Raw genomic sequence first — 11072 nt, forward strand, 5'->3', positions numbered from 1 at the left:
TCTCTATTTGTATTTATAAGACTAATGATGACATGCAGATTGCCATTTACACTGGTCTGACTCAATCAACAGGAGAAGAAAATGTCCTCTGCGCTGAAAAATATCGCGATCCCCGACAGCCCGCTGGCAAAGGCAGCCACAGAGTTCGTGCGCGACACTGAAAACGAACTGCTGTTTCATCACTCAAGCCGCGTCTATTACTGGGGCGCGCTCGCAGGACAGCAGCGTGGGTTAAAGGTGGACAAGGAGCTGCTCTACGTGGGATGCATGTTCCACGACGTCGGCCTGACGCACGAATATTGCAGCTGTGATAAACGCTTTGAAGTGGACGGGGCGAACGCCGCGAAAGATTTTTTACAGAGTCATGGCGTCTCTGAGGAGGAGGTGACCAAAGTCTGGACGGCTATTGCCCTGCACACCACGCCGGGAATCCCGGAGTTTATGGTTCCCGAAATTGCTCTGCTGACGGCAGGAGTAGAAATGGACGTGCTCGGCATGGGTTTTGCGACTTTCAGCGAAAGCGAGCGTGAAGCCGTCACTGCGCAGCATCCGCGCTCTCCGCGCTTTAAAGAGGAGATCATCGAAGCGTTTTACAATGGGATTAAGCACAAGCCGCAAACGACTTTTGGTAACGTGAAGGCCGATGTCATTAAGGACAAGGAGCGAGATTTTCAGCCGCTGAATTTCTGCTCAGTTATCCGGCAGTCTGCCTGGCAAGGCTGATTAGCCGCAATGGTCCGGCAAACGAGAAAGGGGACCGTGTTGTCCCCTTGAAAGCGTGAGCAATCAGTCGGGCAGGGCAGTTAGGCGCTGAACGCTGATGTTCTCCAGTTTTCCGTCAAGGATATCCAGAAAATCATCGTGATAGGGCATAGCCACGTGTTTTTTCAGATCGTCCTCGGACTTCCAGCGTTCAATGAACACGAAGGAAATCGCTCCCTGATTCGCCAGCTCGCGGACATCGGGGATGGCACGACTTTCATGCAAATCGTACTGCAGACAGCCTGCCTCCTGATGGGTGGGTTTCAGCATCGCACGGGCGGCTCGACGGACCGTTTCGATATGTTCCGGGAAAGGGGTTAAGGTGGCGACAATCTTAACTTCGCTCATGAAGGCTCCTTCAGGACTTTCTGGAAATCTGGCCTGAGGCCAGGAGGACTGATTCAGGGTAGTGCGGAATCGCCAGCTGTTCCAGTCGGGTCGATGCCCATTGCCTTCAGTACGTCATTGAGAACGCGACTCAGCGCGCCCGCGGCAGCATGCTGATGCGTTCTGCGCGCCAGCAGAACGCCAGTACGCTTAGCCAGAGGCGGTTCAATCGATAACGAACCAAGTGCATCACAGGCGCGCACCAGAGTATCAGGTAAAATGGTCGCCAAAGGTGCATGTTGGATCATCTCCGTAATGGCGCCGAGCGTGTTGCTTTCCATCGCAATTTTCAGGCTCACGGCGCGCTTCCGACATTGCCTGTCGATGTCGACGCGCGTAGCAAAGCTTTTATCGAGCAGCACCAGCGGTTCCGAAGAGAGCCTTTCAAGGGTTATGCGCTGCCGTTTTGCCAGCGTGTGCGTTTTACTTACTACCGCGACAAGTGATTCCTCAAGCAGAGGCGTAGCGGTAAGTTCTGCCGCGTGCTCGCCTGAAAATCCCAGACCTATATCGAGTTCATCGTTAACCAGCTGCTGCTCCGTCTGTTCCTGCGTGGCTTCACTGAGACTGAGCGTGACGCCCGGGTAACGCTGCCAGAAGGCTGCCAGCAGCGGGCCGACCAGCCAGGGGATATAAGTTGGCGTGACGCCAAGGCGCAAATGGCCCCGACTCAGGTCGTCGACGTTATGAACGGCGCGCGCGCCTGCTTCCAGTTCGGCAAGCGCCTGGCGGGCATGCTGCTGAAACACCAGGCCGGCATCCGTGAGACGGATCGTGCGTCCGGTACGGTCAAAAAGCGGTACGCCGAGCGCCTGCTCCAGCAGCTTGATCTGCTGAGATAGCGCAGGCTGCGAGACATACAACGATGCCGCCGCGCGGGTGAAGCTGCCCCGTTCGGCCACGGCAAGAAAATAGTGGATATAGCGCAGGATCATCAGCTTTCTCATAAGTTTAAATTATAGGATTAATAATAATTTAGACTTTTATCTTATCAATGGGCTCCGTTACGCTTTGATGAAGGTCATATCCTGCAACCCGGAGAAGGAGCCAACGATGGACTTTGTGAAACGTACGATTGAACTGGCGATGAAAAACGTGGAAGAGGGCGGTCGACCGTTTGCGACGGTGATAGCCCGCAACGGAGAAATTGTCGCTGAAAGCCCAAACCAGGTAGCGCAAACCAACGACCCGACGGCGCATGCGGAGATCCTCGCTGTACGTGAAGCCTGCCGCAAGCTCGGCACTGAAAACCTGAGCGACTGCGATATCTACATCCTGGCGAGCCCATGCCCGATGTGCCTGGGCGCGCTTTACTACTGTAGCCCGCGCAAGGTTGTCTACGTGACCACCCGTGAGGAGTACGTTCGCTATTACCGCGATGACCGCAAATACTTCGAGCTGGAAACGTTCTACGGCGAATTTGCCAAACCGATCGGTGAGCGCCGCCTGCCGATGGTGCAGCAGGCGGATCCTGAGGCCATTAACGTCTACAAACGCTGGCAAGAACTGAACGCGAAATAGCTATTTCCCCAGGCTGTCGAGCAGTTGCTCCACCGCCGGGTTAGCCAGCGACTGGGCGGCATAGCAGATGCCGATCCGGCGCATCATCGGATAGCCCGGCAGCGGACGTGATGCCAGAGAGCAGCGCGATTCCACAAGGCAAACTGGCGCGATCGTGATACCAAACCCGGCTTCCACCAGATCCAGCGCCAGCGAGAAATTGCCCGCATGAGCGCCGGGTTTGTCAGCAGAATGACCGTAAAACGGCAGGAAGCGCTGGTGGGATTCATGCTCTGGCGCCATTACCCACGTCTGATGATGCAGCTCTTCGGGCAGCAGCTCTTCCGTCTGGCCGACCGCATGCCCCGCAGGATAGGCCAGAACGTAGCTCTCTTCATACAGCGGAAAGAAAAGCTCATCTTCACAGCGCAAATTGTCGCAGCCTAAGCGAACATCGCCGGTGCAGCCGGGCAGAAGCGTCAGCAGCATGCCGGAGGTATCTTCCGAGGTCTTCGCCAGCAGGTCGGTCAAAAACGACGAGGCGATGTCTTCCTCAATACCGATATGCAGCGGCAGTTTGTCCTGCCGTTTGCGAAAGCGCGACACCAGGCCGGACATATCATCAATCATCCTCCGCGCGTGCGGATAGAGCACCCGTGCGTCTTCCGTCACCTCAACGCCGCGACTTTTGCGGATGAACAACGAGATGCTTAAGTCCTCTTCCAGCGCCTTGATGGTGGCAGAGAGTGCAGGCTGTGTAAGACTTAACTGTTGAGCCGCGCGGGTGATGTTACGTTCTTCAAACACGCGGATGAATGCAGTGAGCTGACGCTTATCCATAGAATTTTATTATGACAGTGAAAAAAACAAACCATTTTTCACCAAATCGCAAAGGATTTAAAGTGCAGTTCGACGTTAAAGATAAATTAAACTTATGAGGCACATCTATGAGTACGGCGACTAAACCTTTGGTTGTGATTACGGGTGCAAGTTCTGGCATCGGTCTGTCGACGGCGAAACTGCTCTCGAGCCGTGGCCACGCGTTGCTGCTGCTGGCGCGTCGCGTGGAGAGTATGGATGCGCTGAACCTGCCAAATACCCTGTGCTGCGCGGTGGACGTAACCGATCGTCAGGCGTTTGCCGATGCGGTGAAAAAGGCCGAAGCGAAGTTTGGGCCGGTGGACGCACTGGTGAACAACGCCGGTGTGATGCTGCTTGGCAACATCGAACAGCAGAACCCAAATGAGTGGGAGCAGATGCTGGACGTGAACGTCAAAGGCCTGCTCAACGGCGTACATGCCGTGACCAGCGGCATGATTGAGCGCAAAGCGGGTACCATTATCAACATCAGTTCCGTAGCGGGCCGCAAGACCTTCCCGAATCATACCGTTTATGTCGGTACCAAATTTGCCGTTCACGGGATGTCGGAAAATTTGCGTGAAGAGCTTTCGCCGCACAACGTCCGCGTCGTTGTTATCGCCCCGGGTGCTGTGGAAACCGAGCTGCTGAGCCATACCACCAGTGACGATATCAAAGCGGGTTATCAGGCCTGGAAACAGGATATGGGCGGCAAAGTGCTGGCACCGGAAGATATCGCTCACGCGATTGAGTATGCCTATTCCCAGCCGCAGTACGTCTGTATTCGTGAGATTGTACTGGCCGCGACCCGTCAGGGCACCTGAGTTCGCTTCAGCACGGCAATAAGCGCCCTGCGGGGCGCTTTATTTTTATCCTGCCAGTCTGCTTTCCTCGCTTTTCACTCTCCCCAATCTCCGAGTGCCTTGATCCAATTAGGAATTATCGGGTTGTTAATGACGGCGACGAAAACTAGAGTGGATCCCGGACTCAGATAAAAGGAATACACAATGAAAAAGACAGCTATCGCTATGTCCCTTCTGTTTATCGCCACCGGTGCAATGGCACAGGGTGAAATTCAGCATGCCACGGACGAAACGGTGCAGCAGGCTCACGCAGGTGCAGACACTGCCAAAGAGAAACTGCATCAAACGGAACACCGCACACAGGAACAGATCAACAAAGCCCACAGCGACGGTTCTGCTACCGACAACATGAAGCAGAGCGGCGAGAAAGCCTGGAATCGCACCAAAGAAGGCAGCGAAAAGGCGTGGGATAAAACCAAACAGGGTTCTGAAAAGGCCTGGAACGCAACGAAAGAAGGCAGCACCAAAGCCTGGGATAAAACCAAAGCCGGTGCGGAAGATGTGAAGAAAAGCGTGACGGAATAAATCTCGTCAGCCTGACAATAAAAAGCCCGCAGCGAATGCGGGCTTTTTGCTTTTCGGTAACGTTACACCGTTTTATCGCGCACGTCGGTGGTTGCCCCGTTTTTTTGCACTGAGGCAATGCCTTTTTGCGCCGCGGCTTTTGTGGAGTACATTTCGCTGCGGGCAATCACTTCATGGTTGGCAGCTTTCAGCACAAAGTAGTACGGTTCTTTAGACTCTTTATCGGATTTCTTTATTTCGAAATAGCCCATCGCTTTCTCCTTGGTTGAATATCCAACTGCTTGTATAAGCATAGATCTTCACGCCAGCGATGCCAGTTATGCTTCAATGGCCGTCCTGAAACAGCAATTCCATCAGGTTTCCCGTCTCCATTTTTTCCCCGCTCAGCTTTCGCGGCTGCATTTCGCTGGCAAGCGTCTGCAGCGAAAAGATAATATCCGGCTGAGCGCGCCTGATTTTGCTGAGATTTTTGTCCGAATTCACCAGCGCCAGAATCTTCGTATCCCCGGAAACCGCCTCTTTTGTCGCCAGGTATCAGCGTCAGGATTGCCAGCAGCCGCCGGGGCCGGAAGAGGGCGCGTAGTGACGCTAACTTTTTAAAAAGATGACGAAGAACGTTCATAGAGCATCAGCCATCATTTACGGTAAAGGCTGCCCTGGCCGTCCCGCGCCCGGCCCCAAAGTTCGTCGTCGCTGAGCGTGGTCTGGATCAGTTCGACGGGAGCGCCGTTGTCGTTGATCACCGCCACAAAATAGTCATCGATGGGCTCGTAAGGGCCGAGAATCACCTCTTCACCTTCAATGGCGCGGGCCAGATTATTTACCTTTAGCGCCACGTGCGGCACGGTTTTCAACAGCGGATGCAGGGGAGAGTCGTCTGTGAAACGATGCCACTGAACGCGAAATTTTCCGGGATTATCGACGGTGTACATGCCCGCTTTTTCACTGTACACGCCTTCCGTTTTGCCGTCCTGTAACGGGATACCAAAGTGGTGAAATTCGTAGGTTACGTCTGATTTCATAGGGAAACTCCTGCCGTCCGATCTGCGTAGTATAAGGTCTTTTTCTTATACAAAGGGGAAATTGCGCCGTTTGTTGGCGGCTTCCCGGAAAATTGTCATCAATCTGTCACAATTAATGCCGTTCATTAACGCATGAGGGTTTAGGGATGAGAAAAAGCGTACTGGCCGCTGCGATAGTCGGCACCACTCTGGCAAGTTCTGGCATTCAGGCACAGGAGGCCCCGCAGGGGTATCAGCTACAACAGGTGCTGATCATGAGCCGTCATAACCTGCGCGCGCCGCTTGCCAATAACGGCAGCGTGCTGGAGCAATCCACGCCAAACAAATGGCCTGAATGGGATGTGCCCGGGGGACAGCTCACCACCAAAGGCGGCGTGCTGGAAGTGTATATGGGCCATTACATGCGGGAATGGCTCGCGGAGCAGGGCATAGTGACGACCGGTGAATGCCCGGTACCGGGCACGGTCTATGCCTACGCCAACAGCCTGCAGCGTACCGTGGCAACGGCTCAGTTCTTCATTACGGGTGCGTTCCCGGGCTGTGACGTACCGGTCCATCACCAGGAAAAAATGGGCACTATGGACCCAACGTTTAACCCGGTGATCACCGATGAGTCTGCCGCGTTCAGCCAGCAGGCGGTGAAGGCGATGGGCGATGAACGTCAGAAAATGCACCTCGACGAGAGCTACAAGCTGCTGGAGCAAATCACCAGCTATCAGAACTCACCGTCCTGCAAAGAGAAGAAGGTTTGCTCACTGCCGGAAGGCAAGGACGAATTTATTGCGCCGTATGAGAAAGAACCGGGCGTCAATGGGCCGCTGAAGGTCGGCAATTCGCTGGTGGATGCCTTTACGCTCCAGTATTACGAAGGCTTCCCGCTCGATCAGGTGGCATGGGGACAAATCAAAACCGACCAGCAGTGGCGCCTACTCTCTGAGCTGAAAAACGGCTATCAGGATAGTCTGTTTACCTCTCCGGCCGTGGCGCGCAACGTGGCGGCACCTCTGGTGAAATACATCGACAAAGCGCTGGTCATGGAGGCCGCGAAGGCGCCGAAGGTGACGCTGCTGGTGGGGCATGATTCTAATATTGCCTCATTGCTGATGGCGCTGGACTTCAAACCGTACCAGCTGCAGAACCAGTACGAACGTACGCCGATTGGCGGCAAAATCGTGTTCCAGCGCTGGCACGACACGAGCGGCAACCGCGAGCTGATGAAGATTGAGTATGTGTATCAGAGCACGGAACAGCTGCGTAACGCCGACGTACTGACGCTCAAGTCGCCGCCGCAGCGCGTGACGCTTGAGCTAAACGGATGCCCGGTGGATGCCAATGGATTCTGTCCGGTGGATAAATTCAATGCGGTGTTGAACAGTGCCGCGACGGGAAAATAGATTGAGCTGAAAGTAAACTCCCCCGCGGGAGCGGGGGAGTAAGTTAAGGTCACACGTTTTTACGTTCGATAGTTTGTTCGCCCCAGAAGAGCGAGTCTTTATCGGTTCGCCCAAAAGCCAGCGACAGCACTTCGTCGTTGCCTTCTTCCCAGATTTTCTCTGCCAGTTTTTCGTCGTATTTTGCCACTTCAAAAATGGCTTCCGCGATTTCGGGTGAGGTGTTACGCAGGGTGGCCCATTCGCCAACGTGATGCGCTTTTGATTCCTGTGTAGGCATGTCTTTCCTCCTGACGGAAGGTTAAGCGTTAAGTTTTACGGCCAGTTCCGCAACATGTTTACCCTGATAGCGGGCAATCGCCAGCTCTTCCTGGCTTGGCTGACGGGAACCGTCGCCGCCTGCGATGGTCGTCGCGCCATAGGGCGTACCGCCGCGCACCTGAGAAACGTCAAACAGCTCCTGCGCGCGATAGCCGATGGGCACAATTACCATGCCGTGATGGGCGAGGGTCGTCCAGGTGGAGCTGATGGTGTGTTCCTGGCCGCCGCCGGTACCCGTAGAGCTAAAGACGCTACCGAGTTTGCCGTATAAAGCGCCCGAGGCCCACAGGCCGCCGGTTTGATCGAGGAAGGTACGCATTTGTCCGGCCATATTGCCAAAGCGGGTTGGCGTACCAAAGATGATGGCATCATAGTCTGACAGCTCCTGCGGCGTGGCCACCGGCGCGGTGTGGGTTTTGCCTCCGGCTTTCGCGAAGACCTCCGCTGACATGGTTTCCGGCACGCGTTTCACGGTGACCTCTGCGCCATCAACGCCGCTTGCTCCTTCGGCAACGGCCTTCGCCATTGTTTCAATGTGTCCGTACATGGAATAGTAAAGAACCAAAATTTTAGCCTTTCCACTCATAGCGTTACTCTCCGTTTTTACACTGTGTTTTCTAAAGATACTCCTCAAAGTGTTGGTCACATCCCTGTTCCGGTCAACTTTCTGGCAGGAAATTGCACTGGCCTGCTGGCTCCGGGATGCCTTGAGGAAGCGTCGCCAGATGAGGGTGTATTTAATGGGATAAGGCCATCGCTTATTAAAGGGCTGTGATCTTACGCTTTATGGCGAAGCGCTACGAATTAACTATTAATAATCATGTATTTATATATAAATAACGTAACGATTGTCTTGTCGCACTTTGACACACTTTCGTTTTCGTTTTTTTCGTAAGTCATAAGAAGCGCTTATCAGACACGCAGCGGTAATCCCATACTTTTGGCCTGGCGCATGTTGCAGAATATTACCAACTGCTGGAGGAATAATTGGCATCCACTAAGCTTAGTTCCACGCGGCAGAAAACAGGGCTTTGGCCCGGCTCGCGTAGTGGAATCTTCCACATTCACGTAATGCAATATGATGTCTGTACAACCGGAGGTCGGTAATGGCAAACCATCGTGGCGGTTCAGGTAATTTTGCTGAAGACCGCGAAAGAGCATCAGAAGCAGGTCGTAAAGGTGGCCAGCACAGCGGGGGGAACTTTAAAAACGATCCCCAGCGCGCGTCCGAAGCTGGTAAAAAAGGGGGTAAAAACAGCCACGGCAGCAACCGCAACAGCTAGCGCTCAGATGCCGTAAGAGGGGGTTAACCATGTCTCCTCTCTCCCTGCCGCCGGTGAAGACCGGCGGTTTTTTTATTGCAGCCGTCTCCGGGAATCTGCACACTGATGGGCTGAATGTCATCCCGGCGGTACTATGTCCTTTCTTTCACGCTATCAATTCTCGGTAAAGCCTCAGGAGGCGCTCCTGATTGTCATCACCATGTTCTGGGGTGGCACTTTCCTTGCAGTGCAGTACGCGGTTACCCTGAGCGATCCGTTTTTCTTTGTCGGTCTGCGATTTGCTACGGCGGCGATAGCGGTTGGCCTGCTCTCATTGCGTTCACTACGTGGAATGACGTGGCTTGAGCTAAAAGCGGGCGTGGCGATTGGTGTTGCGATCGCGTTCGGCTACAGCCTGCAAACCTGGGGACTACAGTCCATCTCCAGCAGTAAATCGGCGTTTATCACCGCGATGTATGTGCCGCTGGTGCCGCTGCTGCAATGGCTTTGTCTCGGGAGAATGCCTGGGCTGATGTCCTGCGTCGGGATTGCGCTGGCCTTCGTTGGCCTGATCTTACTCGCCGGACCGGAAGGCAATCTGCTGGCGCTGGGGGCAGGGGAACTCATTACGCTTGCGGGCGCGGTTGCCATTGCCGCGGAAATTATTCTGATTAGCGCCTGGGCCGGAAAAGTCGACGTAAAGCGCGTGACGGTCGTGCAGTTGGCTACGGCGTCGCTGGTTGCCTTCAGTATGATGATACCGGCGGGCGAATCGGTGCCGTCCTTCTCGCCGGGCCTGCTGGTGGTGGCGCTGGGGCTGGGTATTTTCAGTGCGATTATTCAGGTGGTGATGAACTGGGCACAGCGCAGCGTCTCGCCGACCCGCGCAACGGTTATCTATACGGGGGAGCCTGTCTGGGCGGGCATTTTTGGCCGTATGGCGGGAGAGCGTTTGCCGATGCTGGCGCTGCTCGGCGCTGCGTTTATCGTCGCAGGCGTGCTGGTCAGCGAGCTGAAATTCAAAAAGAAAAAAGCCGCTTTGCCGGAAGGGCCGGAAGGGAATGACAACGCCTGTGCGGAACAGGAATAAGGAGAGCGAATGACGCAGGCAGCCTGCAAAAAAACCGGGAAGCGCAGCCAGGCGGTTAACGCCAAAAAAGCGGCAATTCTGAGCGCGGCCCTGACGACTTTCTCGCAGTTTGGCATTCACGGCACCCGTCTTGAACAGGTGGCGGAACAGGCCGGGGTATCGAAAACCAATCTGCTGTATTACTACCCGTCAAAAGAAGCGCTGTACGTGGCGGTGATGCGCAACATCCTCGACATCTGGCTCGCGCCGCTGCGCGCGTTTCGTGAAGAGTTTGCTCCGCTGGAGGCGATTGGCGAATATATTCGGCTCAAGCTGGAGGTGTCGCGCGATCATCCGGAGGCCTCGCGGTTGTTCTGCCTGGAAATGCTGCAGGGTGCGCCGTTGCTGATGGCGGAGCTGACGGGGGATTTGAAATCGCTGGTGGACGAGAAATCCGCGATTATTTCCGGCTGGGTAAAGGAAGGCAAGCTGGCGGCAATTGACCCTAACCATCTGATCTTTATGATTTGGGCCGCCACGCAGCACTACGCGGATTTTTCCACGCAGGTGGAGGCGGTCACCGGTAAAACCTTACAGGATGAAGCGTTCTTTCAGCAGACGGTGGAAAGCGTACAGCGCATGATTATCGAGGGGATCCGCCTGCGTTAAGGCTTCGGCGGCAGCGGGCAGCTTAAATCACCTTCCTCGCAGTTCAGCAGCGATTCCAGCCACGCGGTGCGCTCGACGGTTTTGTCGGTCAGGCACTGGGCGTGGATCATCGGCTGGATGCTGCCGCCTTCGGTGCCAGAGCTTATCAGCGCGCAGTCAGCGTCGCGCAGGGCAATCCATTTCTGCTGTGCGGTTTTCAGCAGCGCCTTAGTGGCTTGCGGCGCGCGCTTCATCGCGGTGCCGTAAGCGTTATTCAGCCTGCCGTCCGCCGCTTTCAGCTGGTTTGCGGCGCAGGTGTTTATGTCAATCTGATTGCCGGCGTTGCCGCAGTCATCCGCCAGAGCAGCGGTGCTGAACAGCAGTGCTGCCGCGATAATGATCGGTTTCATTATTCTCTCCAAAGAAAAAAGGCCCCGTTTCCGGAGCCTTAATTAATCACAGCT

General features: G+C 55.0%; 17 protein-coding genes. 8 read left to right on the forward strand and 9 right to left on the reverse strand.

Features of this window, described 5'->3' with window-relative positions; translation table 11 throughout:
- The first annotated feature begins 81 nt into the window (after positions 1-81).
- Positions 82-723 (forward strand): HD domain-containing protein, encoded by a 642-nt coding sequence (locus tag AB1287_RS07545; protein WP_312629727.1) that lies wholly within the window; start codon positions 82-84, stop codon positions 721-723.
- A gap of 63 nt (positions 724-786) precedes the next feature.
- Here the strand turns inward: AB1287_RS07545 and AB1287_RS07550 are convergent, their stop codons facing one another.
- Positions 787-1110 carry a putative quinol monooxygenase gene (locus tag AB1287_RS07550; protein ID WP_435617402.1) on the reverse strand — a complete coding sequence of 108 codons (324 nt, stop codon included), beginning with the start codon at positions 1108-1110 and terminating at the stop codon, positions 787-789.
- A gap of 53 nt (positions 1111-1163) precedes the next feature.
- Positions 1164-2084: a transcriptional regulator CynR gene (gene cynR, locus AB1287_RS07555; RefSeq protein WP_435617403.1), complete on the reverse strand. Its 921-nt coding sequence runs from the start codon at positions 2082-2084 to the stop codon at positions 1164-1166.
- Positions 2085-2202: 118 nt separating this feature from the next.
- Here cynR and AB1287_RS07560 point away from each other — a divergent pair, with 118 nt between their 5' ends.
- On the forward strand, positions 2203-2670 hold the full coding sequence (locus tag AB1287_RS07560) for a nucleoside deaminase (RefSeq protein WP_435617404.1): 468 nt from the start codon (positions 2203-2205) through the stop codon (positions 2668-2670).
- Here AB1287_RS07560 and AB1287_RS07565 read toward each other — a convergent pair whose 3' ends face one another.
- A complete protein-coding gene (locus AB1287_RS07565) occupies positions 2671-3489 on the reverse strand; it encodes a LysR family transcriptional regulator (protein ID WP_435617405.1) in 819 nt (272 codons plus the stop codon).
- 107 nt (positions 3490-3596) lie between these two features.
- Between AB1287_RS07565 and AB1287_RS07570 the strand changes: the two genes are divergently transcribed.
- Both AB1287_RS07570 and AB1287_RS07575 read left to right on the forward strand, forming a co-directional pair.
- Positions 3597-4331, forward strand: coding sequence for an SDR family oxidoreductase (locus tag AB1287_RS07570; protein ID WP_435617406.1), 735 nt, complete (start codon positions 3597-3599; stop codon positions 4329-4331).
- A gap of 183 nt (positions 4332-4514) precedes the next feature.
- Positions 4515-4895 carry a hypothetical protein gene (locus AB1287_RS07575; RefSeq protein ID WP_435617407.1) on the forward strand — a complete coding sequence of 127 codons (381 nt, stop codon included), beginning with the start codon at positions 4515-4517 and terminating at the stop codon, positions 4893-4895.
- 62 nt (positions 4896-4957) lie between these two features.
- Here AB1287_RS07575 and AB1287_RS07580 read toward each other — a convergent pair whose 3' ends face one another.
- The 3 genes from AB1287_RS07580 to AB1287_RS07590 are packed head-to-tail and all read right to left on the reverse strand — an operon-like array spanning position 4958 to position 5917.
- On the reverse strand, positions 4958-5146 hold the full coding sequence (locus tag AB1287_RS07580) for a YegP family protein (RefSeq protein WP_312629735.1): 189 nt from the start codon (positions 5144-5146) through the stop codon (positions 4958-4960).
- Positions 5128-5517 carry a hypothetical protein gene (locus tag AB1287_RS07585; protein WP_312629736.1) on the reverse strand — a complete coding sequence of 130 codons (390 nt, stop codon included), beginning with the start codon at positions 5515-5517 and terminating at the stop codon, positions 5128-5130. Before AB1287_RS07585 ends, AB1287_RS07580 begins: the two co-directional genes overlap by 19 nt.
- Before the next feature lie 13 nt (positions 5518-5530).
- Complete coding sequence (locus tag AB1287_RS07590) at positions 5531-5917, reverse strand: hypothetical protein (protein WP_312629737.1); 387 nt, start codon at positions 5915-5917, stop codon at positions 5531-5533.
- Positions 5918-6063: 146 nt separating this feature from the next.
- Here AB1287_RS07590 and agp point away from each other — a divergent pair, with 146 nt between their 5' ends.
- Positions 6064-7311, forward strand: a complete 1248-nt coding sequence (gene agp / locus AB1287_RS07595; protein ID WP_435617408.1) for a bifunctional glucose-1-phosphatase/inositol phosphatase — start codon at positions 6064-6066, stop codon at positions 7309-7311.
- A gap of 49 nt (positions 7312-7360) precedes the next feature.
- Here agp and AB1287_RS07600 read toward each other — a convergent pair whose 3' ends face one another.
- Complete coding sequence (locus AB1287_RS07600; protein ID WP_312629740.1) at positions 7361-7588, reverse strand: YccJ family protein; 228 nt, start codon at positions 7586-7588, stop codon at positions 7361-7363.
- Between the two features lie 21 nt (positions 7589-7609).
- Entirely contained in the window at positions 7610-8215 is a 606-nt protein-coding gene (gene wrbA / locus AB1287_RS07605) for an NAD(P)H:quinone oxidoreductase (protein ID WP_435617409.1), read from the reverse strand.
- A gap of 520 nt (positions 8216-8735) precedes the next feature.
- Here wrbA and AB1287_RS07610 point away from each other — a divergent pair.
- The 3 genes from AB1287_RS07610 (at position 8736) to rutR (ending at position 10629) form a co-directional block, all read left to right on the forward strand.
- Entirely contained in the window at positions 8736-8912 is a 177-nt protein-coding gene (locus AB1287_RS07610; RefSeq protein ID WP_097164821.1) for a general stress protein, read from the forward strand.
- Positions 8913-9045: 133 nt separating this feature from the next.
- Positions 9046-9981, forward strand: a complete 936-nt coding sequence (locus AB1287_RS07615) for a DMT family transporter (protein WP_435617410.1) — start codon at positions 9046-9048, stop codon at positions 9979-9981.
- Positions 9982-9990: 9 nt separating this feature from the next.
- Entirely contained in the window at positions 9991-10629 is a 639-nt protein-coding gene (gene rutR / locus AB1287_RS07620) for an HTH-type transcriptional regulator RutR (protein ID WP_435617411.1), read from the forward strand.
- Here the strand turns inward: rutR and AB1287_RS07625 are convergent.
- Positions 10626-11018: a lysozyme inhibitor LprI family protein gene (locus AB1287_RS07625; protein ID WP_435617412.1), complete on the reverse strand. Its 393-nt coding sequence runs from the start codon at positions 11016-11018 to the stop codon at positions 10626-10628. The two genes, rutR and AB1287_RS07625, sit on opposite strands and share 4 nt — an antisense overlap.
- Positions 11019-11072: the final 54 nt, after the last annotated feature.

The organism is Scandinavium sp. UTDF21-P1B, assembly GCF_040750395.1.
In the GTDB taxonomy this organism is placed as follows: domain Bacteria; phylum Pseudomonadota; class Gammaproteobacteria; order Enterobacterales; family Enterobacteriaceae; genus Scandinavium.